At 61.7% G+C, this 16,104-nt stretch carries 14 protein-coding genes; 12 read left to right on the plus strand and 2 right to left on the minus strand.

Annotation, left to right across the window (positions count from 1 at the left end):
• The first annotated feature begins 74 nt into the window (after positions 1 to 74).
• From ASC86_RS08765 to ASC86_RS08785, 5 genes are all read left to right on the plus strand, one after another.
• Positions 75 to 953, plus strand: coding sequence for a LysR substrate-binding domain-containing protein (locus ASC86_RS08765; protein ID WP_056319307.1), 879 nt, complete (start codon positions 75 to 77; stop codon positions 951 to 953).
• 231 nt (positions 954 to 1,184) lie between these two features.
• Complete coding sequence (locus ASC86_RS08770; RefSeq protein WP_056319310.1) at positions 1,185 to 2,021, plus strand: inositol monophosphatase; 837 nt, start codon at positions 1,185 to 1,187, stop codon at positions 2,019 to 2,021.
• 50 nt (positions 2,022 to 2,071) lie between these two features.
• A complete protein-coding gene (locus tag ASC86_RS08775) occupies positions 2,072 to 2,674 on the plus strand; it encodes a dual specificity protein phosphatase (RefSeq protein WP_056319312.1) in 603 nt (200 codons plus the stop codon).
• The gene (locus ASC86_RS08780) at positions 2,674 to 4,344 is read left to right on the plus strand and encodes a metallophosphoesterase (RefSeq protein WP_056319382.1); all 1,671 of its coding nucleotides are present in this window, start codon (positions 2,674 to 2,676) and stop codon (positions 4,342 to 4,344) included. Before ASC86_RS08775 ends, ASC86_RS08780 begins: the two co-directional genes overlap by 1 nt.
• Positions 4,345 to 4,461: 117 nt before the next feature.
• Entirely contained in the window at positions 4,462 to 6,105 is a 1,644-nt protein-coding gene (locus ASC86_RS08785; RefSeq protein ID WP_056319314.1) for a Na/Pi cotransporter family protein, read from the plus strand.
• On the opposite strand, the gene ASC86_RS08790 is transcribed toward ASC86_RS08785, so the two are convergent.
• Complete coding sequence (locus ASC86_RS08790; RefSeq protein ID WP_056319317.1) at positions 6,106 to 7,092, minus strand: LacI family DNA-binding transcriptional regulator; 987 nt, start codon at positions 7,090 to 7,092, stop codon at positions 6,106 to 6,108.
• A 470-nt stretch (positions 7,093 to 7,562) separates the two neighbouring features.
• Between ASC86_RS08790 and ASC86_RS08795 the strand changes: the two genes are divergently transcribed.
• From ASC86_RS08795 to ASC86_RS08825, 7 genes are all read left to right on the plus strand, one after another.
• Positions 7,563 to 9,416 (plus strand): iron ABC transporter permease, encoded by a 1,854-nt coding sequence (locus ASC86_RS08795; protein WP_056319319.1) that lies wholly within the window; start codon positions 7,563 to 7,565, stop codon positions 9,414 to 9,416.
• On the plus strand, positions 9,416 to 10,549 hold the full coding sequence (locus tag ASC86_RS08800) for an ABC transporter ATP-binding protein (RefSeq protein ID WP_056319321.1): 1,134 nt from the start codon (positions 9,416 to 9,418) through the stop codon (positions 10,547 to 10,549). Before ASC86_RS08795 ends, ASC86_RS08800 begins: the two co-directional genes overlap by 1 nt.
• Positions 10,550 to 10,584: 35 nt before the next feature.
• A complete protein-coding gene (locus ASC86_RS08805) occupies positions 10,585 to 11,712 on the plus strand; it encodes an ABC transporter substrate-binding protein (protein WP_056319324.1) in 1,128 nt (375 codons plus the stop codon).
• Positions 11,713 to 11,734: 22 nt separating this feature from the next.
• Complete coding sequence (locus ASC86_RS08810) at positions 11,735 to 12,868, plus strand: ABC transporter substrate-binding protein (RefSeq protein ID WP_056319326.1); 1,134 nt, start codon at positions 11,735 to 11,737, stop codon at positions 12,866 to 12,868.
• A 48-nt stretch (positions 12,869 to 12,916) separates the two neighbouring features.
• On the plus strand, positions 12,917 to 14,032 hold the full coding sequence (locus tag ASC86_RS08815; RefSeq protein ID WP_056319385.1) for an ABC transporter substrate-binding protein: 1,116 nt from the start codon (positions 12,917 to 12,919) through the stop codon (positions 14,030 to 14,032).
• A gap of 62 nt (positions 14,033 to 14,094) precedes the next feature.
• Positions 14,095 to 15,012 carry an inositol monophosphatase family protein gene (locus ASC86_RS08820; RefSeq protein ID WP_056319387.1) on the plus strand — a complete coding sequence of 306 codons (918 nt, stop codon included), beginning with the start codon at positions 14,095 to 14,097 and terminating at the stop codon, positions 15,010 to 15,012.
• Between the two features lie 50 nt (positions 15,013 to 15,062).
• A complete protein-coding gene (locus tag ASC86_RS08825; RefSeq protein ID WP_056319329.1) occupies positions 15,063 to 15,683 on the plus strand; it encodes a dual specificity protein phosphatase in 621 nt (206 codons plus the stop codon).
• A 15-nt stretch (positions 15,684 to 15,698) separates the two neighbouring features.
• Here ASC86_RS08825 and ASC86_RS25035 read toward each other — a convergent pair whose 3' ends face one another.
• Entirely contained in the window at positions 15,699 to 15,833 is a 135-nt protein-coding gene (locus tag ASC86_RS25035) for an ATP-binding protein (protein ID WP_348270763.1), read from the minus strand.
• Positions 15,834 to 16,104: the final 271 nt, after the last annotated feature.

Consider the following 16,104-nt stretch of genomic DNA (forward strand, 5'->3'; position numbering starts at 1 on the left):
GAAAAGACGCCTGCTGCCTTGCAAACGATTAGAATTAACGTCTACATGAGTAAAATTCATGTGGGTTCGTGAGCATGGTCCGCCGCACATTGCCTCCCCTGACGACGTTGAGGGCCTTCGAGGCAGCGGCGCGGCTTTTAAGCTTCAAGGCGGCGGCCGAGGAGCTCCGCGTCACGCAATCCGCCATCAGTCATCAAGTCGCCTCGCTGGAGCGCAATCTCGGCACGCCGCTGTTCCTGCGGCTGCCCGGCCGCGTGGAGTTGAGTGAGGCGGGAACGGTCTATTTTCCCGTTGTGCAGGACGCGCTCGACCGGATCGCGCTGACCACGGATCTTATCCGCCAGACGAACACGCCAACATCGCTGACGGTACAGGTTTACGTCACGGTCGCCGTGCGATGGTTGATCCCAAGGCTCCAGACGTTCAAGGGGGCGTTTCCCGAGGTCGCCGTGAACCTCGATGCGAGCCTCCTCGACTGGGAATTCAATCCGGACCGCGCCGATATCGGCTTCATCTATACGCGCACGCCGAACCGGCCGAACCTGACCTATACGCTACTGCGCCGGGAACGGCTTGTCGGCGTCTGTTCGCCTGCTATCGCCCGAGCCATCAAATCGCCGGAGGACCTGCGGCATTTCTCCTTCCTGGCTGTCAGCGGTACCAGCGAGGACGCCGCAACATGGGTCGCCAGCGTTGGTGCGACCGGCATTTCTCAAAAATCCTCGCCACTCTTCGACAGCAACCTGCTCGCTATCGAGGCGGCGGTCAGCGGACAGGGAATGGTGGTCGTGCCACATTTCCTGGTCGAGGCGGATCTCGCTGCCGGTACCCTCGTTACCCCGCTTGCCTCCGATGCCATGCAGTCAGGCGGATGGTATCTCGTCCACCAGGAGCGGAGGGGTAACGAGAAGGCCATGCGCAAATTCCTGCAGTGGATCCAGGAGTTGAAATAACTTCCACCAGATCGAAACTCCAAACGCGAAAACGGCCCGCAACGGTCGCGTTGCGGGCCGAAAGCTCGAAGCCTTGCCGGGCGAAATCAGTTCGTCAGCGCAACGGATTGCCCGGGAGAGGGGCGGGCAATCCCATAATCACATCTCATTCATAGCTGCAGGCCATGCTTGAATGTTTTGAACACGTGTGCAATATGAGCGCGTGTTCAAAATTTATGATGGTATTCTCGCATGGCTTCGATGCTTTACCCTGATACGCTGTCAGCGCGCGCTGATCTCTGCCGCCACATCATCCGCTCCGCGGGAGAGCTTGTCCTCAAAGGGTTTCGCGAAGGCACGCAAAGCTATTCGATGAAAGGTCCGCAGGATTTCCTAACCGCGACGGACGCGGCCTCGGAGGCGCATATTCGAACCCTGATTGCGGCACATTTCCCGGACGACAGTTTTTTCGGCGAAGAGGGCGGCGGTGTGATCGGTGAGCGTGTCTGGGTCGTCGATCCCGTGGATGGCACGGCGAATTTTGCCCGCGGCATTCCCCATTTCTGCATCTCCATCGCCTATGTCGACAACGGGCGCACCGAGATTGGTGCCATCTACAATCCCGCGCTCGACGAACTCTATTTCGCCCGCCGCGGCGAAGGCGCGACGCGCAATGGCGTGCCGATCCGGGTTGCAAGCACCGAACGCTTCGATGCCGCCTCTATCGAAATGGGATGGTCGACCCGCGTGCCGAACGCGACCTATCTCGATGTCGTCAAGAACCTGCTCGACATGGGCACTAATGTCCGCCGCGCCGGTTCCGGCGCACTGGCGCTTGCCTATGTCGCCGACGGCCGCTCGGATGGTTACATCGAGCTGCACATGAACTCCTGGGATTGCCTGGCCGGTCTCTTGCTTGTCAGCGAAGCCGGTGGCGATGTCTGCCCATTCCTCCAGATCGGCAGTTTGAAGGAGGGTGGGCCGGTGCTCGCCGCCGCGGCTGGCGTGGCGAAGGGGATCAGCCAGGCGTCGAACGTACCGCTTGCCGTGCAGGATGTATCTAGCCAGCTGCAGGCGGTATCGGTCTAAGGTTTGAGAAGCGCGCTTCGCGAAGAAAGCGCCTGTGTGGAGAAGTGGAAATGGATGGCCCCGTTTATGCCCGGCCTGCAATCAGCCTGATCGCTGAGGGTCTCGGCCCACACCAGTCGGCAATCTATATCGGCGGCAGCGATGGCGCATGCGATATCGAGTTGCTGCGCCGGCACGGCATTACCACCGTGGTCAATTGTGCGGTCAATCTGGATATCAACCTCGTGCCGGACGCGGCAGGCGAGGGCGATCTGCGGGCCAGCGGCTACGGCGACATCCGTTACTACAAGCTCGGCCTGATCGATGGCGAAGGTAGCCCGGATACGATGATGCTCGGCGCTTACTACATTCTCGACGGCGCCCTCAGGCAGACGATGCCGAAACGCGAAACCTATCCCTTTGCCGATGGCGGCAATGTGCTGGTCAATTGCCGCAGCGGCCGCAGCCGCTCGGTTTCGCTGGTCGCGCTCTTCCTGCATAAGCAGCAGCCACATCTTTACCCCACGCTCGACGACGCGCTGGCCGTAATCCGCGAAAAGAGGGATTTGCGGCCGGACGAATGGTTCGAGACGCCGAAGCCGATGCTCTATGCCGCGGCCCGCCGCGCTAGCGATTGGATCGACATGATCGACGGCGGAAAGCAAGTGGGATGATGCCGATAAGAACGCTCCCGTCCGTCGCCGTTATCGCCGACGCGCATTTTCATGACACGGCGGCCGATTTCGGTTTTCCCGGCATCGAGATCGATGGCCGGCGTATGACGATGCGCAGCTGGTCCGATACGCGCGAATCCACCCGCGTCTTCAACGAGAGCGCCGAGGCCCTGCATGCGGCGCTTGAGGAGGTCCGCCAGCGTCGCATCCGCCATGTCGTGCTGCTCGGCGACTATACCGACGACGGCCAGCGCACCACAACGGAAACGCTGAGGGCTATCCTCCAGCGCCATAGCGATGCCCATGGTACCGCTTTTTACGCACTGCCCGGAAACCACGACATCTTCGGCCCGCGCGGTCGCCATCACACCAAGGCATTCCTGACGGAAAACGGCAGAAGCCTTTCCGTTTCCAGCGATGCGCGGTTCGCGAACGAGCGCGTCGTCTTCAGCGACCGCATGTATTGCGAGGGCTATCCTGCCGGGCTCGATCCCATGGCCGCCTTCGGCTATTTCCGCCGTTCCGAATATCTGCATTGGGAAACGCCGTTCGGCCTGTCCGATGCGCCGGAGGACCGCGTCTACGAAGTCCATTCGCCGGATGGCTGCAACGTCTATCAACTGATGGATGCCTCCTATCTCGTCGAGGCGGAAACCGGGCTCTGGCTGTTGATGATCGACGCCAATATCTTCGAACCGCTCGACGGCGCGTTCGAGGCCGGCGAGGAGGCGGCTTTCACCGACAGCACCGCCGGCGGCTGGAACGCACTCTTGCGCGCCAAGCCCTTCCTGATCAACTGGATCGCCGATGTGAACCGCAGGGCGAGGGCACAGGGCAAGACGCTGCTCGCCTTTTCCCACTATCCGGCTCTCGATCCCTTCGATGGCGCGACGGGTGCGGAACGCACCCTGTTTGGCGAAACCAACGTCGTGCGGCGCACGCCGCGCAAGGCGGTCGAAGATGCGTTGTTGCGGGCGGGGCTTTCCAATCACTTTAGCGGCCACCTGCATGTCGAAGGCGTCACGCGGAGGGGTGAGGGGGAGCGCACGCTGACCAATGTCGCGGTGCCTTCGCTCGTCGCTTTTCCGCCGGCATTTAAGGTCGTGCACCCGGCAGGGCAGGAAATCGCCGTCGAAACGGTCGAAATGAGTGGTCTGCCCGTCAGCCGCCGTCTCTGCCAGGGGTATCGGCAGGAAACCGTGCTTGCCGGGGAAGAGCAGGACCCGGCTTTTGCTGCGGAGAGTTACGGCGTTTTCCTGCGCGGCCACAAGCGGGCGCTGGTCCGCTATCGTTATTTCGCCAAGGAATGGCCGGCCGATATCGTTGCGGTGATTGCGGACAAGACCGTGGCGGATGTCGTCGGTCTTCTCGGGGAAAGGAGCGGGCATCCACAGGCAACCACCCTGCCGATGTTCGAGCTGATCGCCGACTGGTACTGCCTGCGCCAGGGCGCGACGCTCGCCCTGCCGCATATCGAGCCCGAACGCCTTGCCCTTTACCGGGCGCTGGCGGAACGGTTCGGCGGCGCGCCGGAAAACCACGACGGTTCGGTTGAAAGTTTCCTCGGTATTTTCTTTGGCGCGATGGGGCTCTTCCTCGACCGGGCGGAGGCGGGAACACGAAGGCTGACGATTCCGCTCTCCCCAATCAGGGAAAAGGTTTCGGTGTGATGTGACGCACTCACGCCCGAGGCAAGTCAGCCGTGATAGTCCGTCAATTTCCACGGCCGGACCCATTCGGGAAGGACGATGCGCAAGCGCCGATGAAGTGGCAAGCGAGGTGATCTCATGGAATCGGCCATTGTCAGCATCAATCTGTTCGGCGCGGTGGCGCTGCTGCTCTTCGGGCTTGGCCAGGTCAAAGAGGGCATGACGCGCGCCTTCGGCGCCAATCTGTGCATCGGCCTTGCCGCCGGCACGCGCGGCGGTTTTCGGTCTTTCATCGCCGGGTTCGTCGCAACAGTCGCCCTGCAAAGCTCGACCGCCACCGCCCTGATGGTCGCCTCCTTCGTCGAAAAGGACCTGATCGTGCCGGCCATGGCGCAGGTCGTGCTGCTCGGGGCCAATGTCGGCACGGCGACGACCGCATGGATCGTCGCGCTCGGGCTCGGCTGGCTGTCGCCGTTGCTGATCCTTGCCGGTGTCATCCTCTCGCGAACCGGATCGACATCGCGGCAGGGCGCGGGCGCGGCATTGGTCGGCGTCGGGCTGATGCTGCTGTCGCTGCACCTTCTTTCCGCGGCAACCGATCCGATCCGCCAGTCGCCGGCGCTTGGTCTTTTCATCGCCATGCTCGGCAATGCCTGGCCGGTCGCGCTGATCTTCTCGGCCGTTCTTGCTGTTCTGGCTTCATCGAGCCTTGCGATCGTCGTTCTCATCCTGTCGCTTGCCGCCAATGGCGGCATCGAGACCAGCCTTGCCGTCGTGCTGGTGCTCGGCGCCAATCTCGGCGGCGCCGTTCCGCCGGTGCTGGCAACGCTGAAAGCGCCGGTTGCCGCACGCCGCGTCACCCTCGGCAATCTCATCGTGCGGGCCATCGGCTGTCTTGCAGCGCTGCCGCTCGCCGGATACGGGGCCGAACTGCTGGAAATGTCGCCCTTCGCCCACGCCAATCTGGCCGTCGATGCCCATCTTCTTTTCAACCTCGTGGTTGCCGCCATCGCCTGGCCGCTTTCGCCGTTGCTGCTGCGCATGACGACGGTGTTGCTTCCCGAAACGAAGAGCGGCGACGAAGATCGCAGTTATCTCGATAGCCATGATCTCGATAAGCCGGTGGCGGCGCTCGCCGGCGCCAGCCGCGAGGTCATGCTGGTCGGCGACCTGATCGAGCGCATGCTCTCGCAGGCCGCCGACGCGATGGACCGCAACGATCTGGCGAAACTCTCCGATATCAGCACGCTGGAAGGCCGGGTTGATCACATCCAGCATGCCATCAAGGTCTATGTCTCCAAGGTTGGCCGGGAGGGCTTGAGCGATGCGGACCGCCGCCGCGCGATGGATATCGTCGAGTATGCCATCAATCTCGAGCATATCGGCGATATCATCGAAAAGGGTATCCGTCCGGAAATCGCCAAGAAGATAAGCCGCGGCCTGCAATTCTCCGAGGATGGAAAGATCGAGCTGGAGCGGCTTTTCACCATCACCCTCGACAACCTGCGCACGGCACAGACCGTCTTTGCCACCCGCAATCCCGCGCTTGCGCGCCGTCTGGTCGAGGTGAAGGAGAATGTGCGTCGACTTGAAAAACAGTCGTCCGAACGGCATCTGCAGCGCCTGCGAGACGGGCGGGCAGACAGTATCCAGACGAGTTCGCTGCATCTCGACATGCTGCGCGACTTGAAGCGCATCAACGCCCACGTCGCCGCCGTGGCCCATCCGATCCTCGACCAGAACGGATTGCTTAGCGAAAGCCGCATCAAGCAGGCCGGTTGATCAGCGTGCGGTGATGCGCTCGACCATGGTGACGGGTACCACCTGAAGCCGCGTGTTCGGCTCGTCGCTTTCCAGCGCCGCCAGCACGTTTTCGGTCAATGCTTCGAAAGACTGGGCAACGGTCGTCAACTGGTAGCTTTTCCAGCCGGCTTGCGGAATATCGTCGAAGCCGACGATCGACAGGTCCTCCGGCACGCGGCGGCCCATCTCCATCCGGGCGGCGTCCATGAAACCCAAGGCCAGGAGATCGGTGACGCAGAAGGCGCCGTCGATCGTCTTGTCGGACAGGAGTTCGCGTCCGGCCTGATAGCCGCTGTCATAGCTCGTCGGCCCACCCGACCAGGAAACCACCTCGATGCCTTCGATATTCATGCGCTGGGTGAAGGCGCTCGCACGGCGCAGCTGCGCCGGGGTCTGGCTGCCGCTGGAGACGACGGCGACCTTCCTGCATTGTGCTGCGACCAGACGCATGGCGGCAAGATCGGCGCCGTGGGAATCGTCGCTCAGCACCATGTTGGTATCGGTACGATCGAGCCGCTGGTTGATCAGGATGAGGCGCACACCATTGGCGATGCACGCGTCGATGATCGAGGCCGGCGGCTCGCCGGAGAGGACGACAATCGCCTGTGCCCGGAATTCGAAGAGCAGTTCGATCAGCGGCGCAATGTCCTTGCGGGCATCGGCGGCATTGAGCAGCAGACATTGCAGCCCGCGCCGCAGAAGGCCGATGCTGAGGAGATCGAGCTGTTTGGAAATGAAGGGGGAACTGAGGTTTGCGCCGACGACGCCGATCAGGTTCGAGCGGTCGTTGTTGAGCCCCTGCGCCAGCCGGTTGACCCGATAGCCGAGTTCCTGCGCCGCTTTCAGCACCTTGCGCCGGACGGCCTTTGAAACGCTTCCACCGGGGGTGAAAGTGCGCGACACGGCCGAACGCGACACGCCCGCTTTCCTCGCCACCTCCTCGGCCGTTACGAAACCTCTTCCCATTCATTTCCCCCACCGACAATCAGGCCCTTGATATCACAGGCCATGGAACGCGTCGTCTTTCTCATCACGAAATCCTAACGCTCTCAATCTTTCCGGATCGAGATCCGATGCCATCCGTTCGAAAACAACGTTGAAATTGTAATTTCACAGATTAAATAATCAATATAAAACAATAGGATAATCTAATGACCGCGTGTGCATTTTTTCATTGACAAAAGGTCGCCGACGATGGATCATGTATTCCATGGTTGATGGAAATTTGGAATTTTTATTCCATTCTGTCGAGAGATGGTGGCGTTGCAGGGTGGGGCTGCGGCGTTGCCGGATCGGTGGGCCGGAAAGGTTCGCCCTTCGAGGATTGAAGGCATTGCCCGCGACTGAGCGCATCCGCCGACCTGCCTTGCAGGCGACGAACGCAGGGAAGCATCCGTTTCAGCGCAAGGGCAATGTTGTGGCCACTGGGAGGTATGATGGCTCTTCTAAGTGAATCGACGAAGACGCAGGTGCTGGGTCGAAACCCCGCGGCCGCGCCTTCGGCATGGCAGGCCTGGCGATACCGCCTCAAGGTCGCGCTCCGCGAGCCGACGACGCTCATCGGCGTGTTGACGGCTCTGCTCTTTACCTATCTGATCGTCGTGCCGATCATCTCGATCGTGCTCGATGCCGTCCGCGTCCAGTTCGGCCACGAGCGCCGTCTCGGCAAGGATGTCGGCGATCTCACCCTCTATTATCTCGACCGGGCGTTCTTCTCGCCCGTCGCATCGGATCTCTTCTGGCGTCCGCTGTTCAACACGCTCACCGTTGCGCTCGGGGCCATCTCGCTGTCCTTGGTAATCGGTACCGTGCTTGCCTGGCTCATCAGCCGCACGGACATGTTCGGCCGCCGCTGGTTCGCGACGGCGCTGATCGTACCCTATATGCTGCCGGCCTGGACCTTCGCGCTCGCCTGGACGACGCTGTTCAAGAACCGCACCGTCGGCGGCCAGCCCGGCTGGTTCGAGGCGATCGGCCTGACACCACCGGATTGGGTTGCCTATGGCCGCTTTCCGATCACCATCATCCTGGCGCTGCATTACACGCCCTTCGTCATCCTGCTGTTCGGCTCGGCGCTGCGCCGTTTCGACTCGCAGCTTGAAGATTCCGCCCGCATCCTCGGTGCTCGCCGTTATCAGGTGGCCGTGCAGATCATCCTGCCGCTGATGCGCCCGGCGCTGCTGTCCTCGATGGTGCTGATCTTCGCAAAGTGCCTCGGCGAGTTCGGCGTGCCCTATGTTCTCGGCCTGCCGGTGAAGTTCGAAGTTCTCTCGACCTCGCTGTTCCGCAGCATCGCCTCGCGCCAGACCGGCGTCGCCGGTGTCGTCGCAGCATCGATCATGCTCATCGGCATCGTCACGCTGATGATCGACGCCCGCCTTGTCCGCGAGGCCCGCCGCTTCGTCACCATCGGCTCGAAGGGCTCGATGAACCGCCAGAGCCGCCTCGGCAGCATGCGGCTTCCGGCCACCGGTTTTGCGGCGTTGATCTTCGTGCTCAGCGTCGGCCTGCCGCTGCTCACCCTTGCGCTGTCGACCGTCATGAAAATGCCGGCCCGGTTCACGCTCGACAACTTCACCCTCGATTACTGGATCGGTACCGACCTTCATACGGTGGCGTTGCAGACCGGTATCCTGCTCAGCCCCGAACTCTGGGCTGCCGCAAAGAATACGATGATGATCGTCGGCCTTGCCTCGCTCACATCGGGTATCCTCGGTTTGCTCGTCGGTTATGTCGTCATCCGCACGCCGGTTCGCGCCCTGTCGGTCTATCTGCGCCAGGTGACGTTCCTGCCCTATCTCGTGCCGGGCATCGCCTTTGCCGCCGCCTATCTCTCGCTGTTTGCGGTTCCGCGTGGGCCTATGCCGGCGCTCTACGGCACGGTGACGATCCTGATCCTCGCTCTCATCGCCGACCAGATGCCCTATGCCTCGCGCGCCGGCATCTCGGCCATGACCCAGCTCGGCAAGGACCCGGAAGAGGCGGCCCAGATCGCCGGCGCCGGCTGGTTCCGCCGCATGATCTCGATCGTCATCCCGATCCAGAAGGGATCGCTGGTAACGGGGGTTCTCCTGCCCTTCATCTCGGGCATCAAGGGCCTCAGCCTCTTCGTCATCCTCGCAGTGCCGAGCACCGACGTTCTGACCACCTATTCGCTGCGGCTGGTCGACTACCACTACACGCAGGCAGCCAATGCCGTGGTGCTGATCATCGCCGGTATCGCCTATTTCGGCACCTTGTTGGCCCAGAAGCTGACCCGCACAAATCTTGCAGAAGGACTTGGAAGCTGATGCCTACCATCAACCTGCGCGGTGCGCAGAAGAACTACGGCGTGAATTCCGCAAATGCGGTTTCCGATCTCGATCTCGAAATCCGCGATGGCGAGTTCATGTGCCTGCTCGGCCCCTCCGGTTGCGGCAAGACCACGACGCTGCGCATGATCGCCGGCCTCGAAAATCTCTCCGGCGGTGAAATCCGCGTCGGCGACCGGGTGATCGATTCCGTCGCCGAAGGCATCTTCGTGCCGCCGGAAAAGCGCGAGATGGGTCTCGTCTTCCAGAGCTACGCGCTCTGGCCGCACCTTACGATCGAGCGCAACACCGATTTCGGCCTACGCCTGCGCAAGCTGCCGAAGGCCGAGCGGGAAGCCCGCGTCGAGAGCGTCATGCAGGCGCTCGACATCGCCAAGTATCGCGACCGCTACCCGTCACAGCTTTCCGGCGGCCAGCAGCAGCGCGTGGCGCTCGCCCGCATGCTCGCCGTCAATCCCGGCGTGCTTTTGCTCGACGAGCCGCTGTCGAACCTCGATGCCCGGCTGCGGCTGGAAATGCGCGCCGAGCTGAAGCGGCTGCACAAGGAGTTCAAGACGACCATCGTCTTCGTGACCCACGATCAGTGGGAGGCGATGACGCTGGCGACGACCATCGCGGTCATGAACGAGGGCACGCTGCAGCAGATGGGCACGCCCAACGACATCTACGATCGCCCGGCCAACCGCTTCGTCGCCGAGTTTGTCGGCAGCCCGCCGATTAATATCCTGAGCTTCGGCAAGCCCGGCGTCTCCGATATCGCCGACAAGGCGGAAGCCTATTTCGAAGCCTGCTATCCGAAACTGCGAGGCATCGGCTCCATCGGCATGCGGCCGGAAGCAATGGGCTACGCAACGAAGCTCGAAGACGTGCCGCAGGGCAGCTTCTTCAGCGAAATGACCGTGACCGGCGTACTGCCGACCGGGGGCAGCTGGATTCTCGAATTGAGGAGCGAGAATCACACACTGTTCCTGACCACGCACGCCTTGCCGCGTGTCGATAACGGCGAGCGCGTGTTTTTCCATGTGCCGCCGGAGGCCCTGCATGTCTTCGACGCCGAAGGGCAGAGGATCGTGGAAGCCGACACGCTGCTGCGCAGCAACACCTACAACTGAGACCATCGACAAGACGCTGACTGAGGAGGAACAGTATGAAGCGGAAAATGACGGGCGGCATGGGCCGTCTCCTGTGTGCAACGGCCATTCTGGCAACGCTTGGCGGGGCGGCGAAGGCGGACGAGCCCTTCGATCTCAATGCTCTGATCGAAGCGGCCAAAAAGGAAAAGCCGATCACCGTCTATGACAGCACCGGCAAGATCGTCGAGATGGCGGAGAATTTCGCCAAGAAATACGGCGTCGGTGCCGAGGGCTCGAAGGTCAAGGCCTCGGCCCAGCTGGAAATGATCATCCGCGAGGCCCGCGCCAACAACATCCAGGGCGACGTGTCGATTATCAGCGATGCACCGGCCGCGATGGCGCAGCTGATCCCGCAAGGTTTTGCCGAAAGCTGGCTGCCGCCGGATCTCGCCAGCAACATCCCCCCGGAATACCAGAACCCGCTGACGGTCGTCACCAGCGCCAATGTCTGGGCCTACAACACCGAGCTTTTCGATAAATGCCCTGTTTCCAATATCTGGGAGCTGACCGATGCCAAGTGGAAGGGCAAGGTGGCGATGCAGGACCCGCTCGGCAAAGCATCCTATGTCGACTGGTTCAACCAGATGGCCGCGCACGGCGACGATCAGGTCAAGGCCGCCTATAAGGAACTCTACGGCAAGGACCTCGAAACCGAGGAGGCGAGCGCCACCGCAGCCTGGGTCAAGGCGCTCGCCGCCAACGCGCCGCTCCTGACCGATGCCGATGCTGCGGCCGCCGAAGCCGTCGGCACTCCGGGCCAGAAGGACGCCTTCCTGGGCCTGATCAGCTCGGCCAAGTTCCGCGACAATGCCGACAAGGGCATGAAGCTCGGTCTCTGCAAGGACCTGAAGCCCTGGCTCGGCTGGCTCTATCCCGGCGTCGGCCTGATCACCAAGGGCACCGACAGCCCGAACGCCGCCAAGCTCTTCATGCACTATGTCATGACCGAAGAGGGTATCGCCCCGCAGGCGATCGACGGCAAGATGTCGACCAACAAGCAAGTCAAGATGCCGCCCGACGAGCCTTCCGGCGTCGGCGCCGTTCTCGATCAGGTTCTGCCATATGCCATGGCGACCAGTCTCGACGACTGGGATGCCCGCGAAACCTGGCAGGATTTTTGGCGCGTGAACTATCAGAAATAACGGTGGACCTCGGAGCAAGATCATGACCCAGTACGGCAAGACCCGGAGGCGGCAGGCGGCCGCCCCGGCACTGTCCCTTATTTTCTCGTTGGCACTCGGCGCTGCCGCCCATGCGGAAGATGCCTTCAATCTCGATGCGCTCATCGAGGCGGCGAAGAAGGAGCCGCCGATCACCGTTTATGCCGTTACCGGCAAGATCGTCGATACCGCCGCAGCCTTCACTGCCAAATACGGCGTGCAGGCAAGCGGCAAGAAGGTGAACGAAGCGACCCAGGTCGAGTTGATGATCCGCGAGCATCAGGCGGGCAATGTCGTCGGTGATGTCAGCGTCGCAACCGATGTCGCCTCCGCCATGGGCGAGCTTCTGCCGGAAGGCATCGCCACCAGCTGGACACCGCCGGACCTCGAAAGCGATATCCCGGAAAAGTCGCGCAATCCGCTCGTCGTCGTTTCCGATCCGCATGTCTGGACCTACAACACCGAAAAATACGACAAGTGCCCGGTCACCAACATCTGGCAGCTGACGGAGCCCCAATGGAAGGGCAAGCTTGCGATGCTCGATCTCTTCGACAAGCCGCTTTACGCCGATTGGTTCAACCAGATCGAAACCCATCACGACGCCGATGTTGCCAAGGCCTATGAGGATCTCTACGGCAAAAAGCTGGAAAGCAGTGAAAAAAGCGCGACGGCAGCCTGGGTGAAGGCCTTTGCCGAAAATGCCCCGTTGCTGGCTGATTCAACCACCGTTGCGGAAGCGGCCGGCGCGCCGGGACAGGCGGAACCCTTCTTCGTTATCACGTCGACGGCGAAATACCGCGACAACGAAGCCAAGGGGCTGAAACTCGGCCTTTGCAGCGGCGTCCAGCCATTCTCCGGCTTCCTCTATCCCGGCTTCGGCCTGATCGCAGGCCAGACCAAAAGCCCGAATGCCGCAAAGCTCTTCGTCCGCTACCTGATGACCGACGAGGGCATCGCGCCGCAAACGGTCGACGGCAAGATTTCCGGCAACTCCAAGATCGGCCTGCCGGCCAACGAGGCTTCCGACGTTTCCGATCACCTGAACGAACTGATGGCGTTCGATGCCGCAACGGCCGCCGACGATCTCGACAAGCGCGAAAGCTGGCAGGATTTCTGGCGTGTGAACTACAAGAAATAAACCGAGGGCAGGCATCGCGCCTGCCTTCACCTCCTGGGAGGGGAAATGATGAGGAAAAGCAGATATTTGACGATGACGGCCATGGCTGCCGTCCTGGTGACCGTCAGCCCGGCAATGGCGCAGGATGCTTTCGATCTCGATGCGCTGGTTGCTGCGGCAAAGCAGGAAAAGCCGATTAACATCTATGACAGCACCGGCAAGATCGTCGAGATGGCCGAGAATTTCAGCGCCAAATACGGGCTGAAGGCGACGGGCATGAAGGTTTCGGCCAACAGCCAGCTGGAAATGATCATCCGCGAAAGCCAGGCGGGCAATGTGCAGGGCGACGTGGTGCTGATCACCGATGCGCCGGCAGCCCTTGCCCAACTGCTGCCGGAAGAGTTCGTCGAGAACTACGTGCCGGGCGACATGACGTCGAAGATCCCGGCGCAGTTCCAGAGCCCTCTGGCGATCTCCACCAATGCGAACGTCTGGGCCTACAACACCGAGGCCTATGACAAATGCCCGGTTGCCAACATCTGGGAACTGACCGAGCCGAAGTGGAAGGGCAAGATCGCCATGGTCGATCCGCTCACCAAGGGCAACTACACCGACTGGTTCAACCAGCTCGAGGCGCATGGCAACGACAAGGTGGCTGCAGCCTACAAGGCCTATTTCGGCAAGGACCTCGAAACCGGCGAGAAGAGCGCCGCAGCCGCCTGGATCAAGGCGCTGGCGCAGAACGCCCCGCTTGCGACCGATGGTGACGATCCGGTGGCGGAAGCCGTCGGCGCACCAGGCCAGAAAGAGCCTTTCTTCGGCCTGCTCAGTTCGGCCAAGTTTCGCGACAATGCCGACAAGGGCTACAAGCTCGGCATCTGCGCCGATCTCGCCCCATGGGTCGGCTGGAGCTACATCAAGCTCGGCCTGATCGCGTCGAAGACCCAAAGCCCGAATACGGCAAAGCTCTTCGTCCACTATATCCTGACTGAAGAGGGCATCGCCCCGCAGATGAAGGACGGCAAGCTGCCGACCAACACCGACATCAAGATGCCGGGCGACGAACCCTCGGGCCTGATGAAGGTCTCCGACAAGTTGTTCGGCTACGATTCCTCCACCGGCCTCGACGATTTCGATCGCCGCGAGGAATGGCAGGACTTCTGGCGGGTCAATTACACCAAATGAGCCCGTCTGCCGGCGCGACCTCCAACGCGCCGGCCCCCTTTTATCGCACGAACAGACTGGATATGCCGATGCAAAGCCCCTCGTCGCCCGAACAGAAACCCAGAGACGAGGAGGCGCTGTCGCGTTCTACGCGGCTGATGGAGATCGCCATGGCTGCGGCCCTTGCCGTGCGCGATCCGCTGCTGGATGCCTTCCGCTCGGACATGGCCGTGGACTACAAGGTCGATCTCCACGACATCGTCACCATCTACGACAAGCGCGCCGAAGCCACCATCCGCGCCGTCATTCTCGAACGGGAGCCCAATTCGGCGGTCATGGGCGAGGAGGGCGGCCAGATCGGCAGCGGCGACATCCAGTGGTATGTCGATCCGATCGACGGCACGGCGAATTTCGCACGCGGGCTCGCCTTCTGGTGCGTCTCGATCGCCGCCGTCATCGATGGCGAGGTCGTTGCAGGCGCGATCTACGATCCTGTGGCCGATCTGATGTTTTCGGCGGACCTCAAGGCATCATATCTTAACGGGAGCGCGCTTCGCTCCCGCAGCGTTCCCGAGGAGACCCGCGCCACCCTGATCACCGGCTATCCGGTCTCCCGCGATTTCCGGCTCGACGGCCGCGATGTGGCGCTTGCCAATTTCGGCGCTCTCGTCGAAACCTTCTCGACGCTACGCCGCCCCGGCAGTGCTGCCCTCAGCATCGCCCATGTTGCGGCCGGCTGGACGGATGCGGCGGCTGGCTTCGGCGTCAATGCTTGGGATGTGGCCGCAGCCACGCTGATCCTCAGGAATGCCGGCGGCACCTATGAACCGCTGACGCTCGGCAAGGCGGCTGAAGGCTCGGCCGATTTTCTCTGCCCCGGCTATATCGCAACGGGAGAGGGGGCAAACTATCCGACGCTAGAGCGGGTGGCGCGATCCATCTCGGAAAGCCGCATTGCCAAGCTTGCAGATCAGCAGGCCCGATTGGCCGCGCGGGCCTGAATATTCGAATATTGAAATGGCAGCCCAATCGGCGCCGATGGAGACATGACATGCAGCAATTGGAACAGGATCGCCAGCGGGAGCCCCGCGAACTGCCGAAACTCAGCCTCATCTACAGGCGGCATCCGCTGTATGGGGTCGATCTCTTCATTTCCGGCAAGGAGGGGGCAAGCGATTTGAACCTTCTGCGCCGCAACGGTATCACCACGGTCGTCAACTGCGCCGTCAATCTCGACTTCAATTTCGTCGAGCAGCCACAGGTCGTTTCCGATCACGAAGGTAGTGTCTATGGCCCCGGCGAAATCCGCTATTACAAGATCGGCCTGATCGATGGCGCCGGAAACCCCGAGACGCAGATGGTCGCGGGCCATTACATCCTGCGCGCAGCACTGGAACAGGTCCTGCCCGACAAACCCTCCTATCCACGGCGCGAGCAGGGCAGCATTCTCATCAACTGCCGCGGCGGTCGCTCCCGCTCGGTCGCTGTGGTCGCACTCTTCCTGCACCTGACGCTGCCGCAGGAATTTCCGACGCTGGACGACGCCATCGGCTTCGTGCGCCTGAAGCGCGAACTGCCGGAAAACGAATGGTACAAGGCGCCCAAGCCCGTGCTCGCCGATGCCGCGCGCAGGGCTGCCGGGTGGATCAGGATGATCGACGCGGCGCAATAAGGCTTTTTGGTTCCCCTACGCAGAAAACAGCAGTTCCACCGTCGTTCCATTCTCGGGCGACGAAATGATACGGGCATCGCCGCCGCTTTGCCGCATGAAACCGTAGACGACGGCGAGACCCAGACCCGCACCGCCATATGTCCGCAGGATGGAGTGGGCCGGGGTCCACATCCAAAAAGTCCGGGCCTTCTCGAGGGACTGTTTTCAGGGAATTTTGGCTTACCATCCGGCAGGCGATCAATGGTGGAGGTGTCGATCTTGCTGACAACTTCATAATCCTGGGTGGGTCTTGGGTTCGTATCCTTTCAAGACTTGAGACCAAAATATCATTTGCCAAAATCATTCATCGCATTGAAGCTATCCAGTATCCAGTCACGCGTAAAAGCAACCGCGCTGCGCTGTTCCGAATGGTTGCGGTCAA

The organism is Rhizobium sp. Root1212, from assembly GCF_001424985.1.
GTDB lineage: Bacteria > Pseudomonadota > Alphaproteobacteria > Rhizobiales > Rhizobiaceae > Pararhizobium.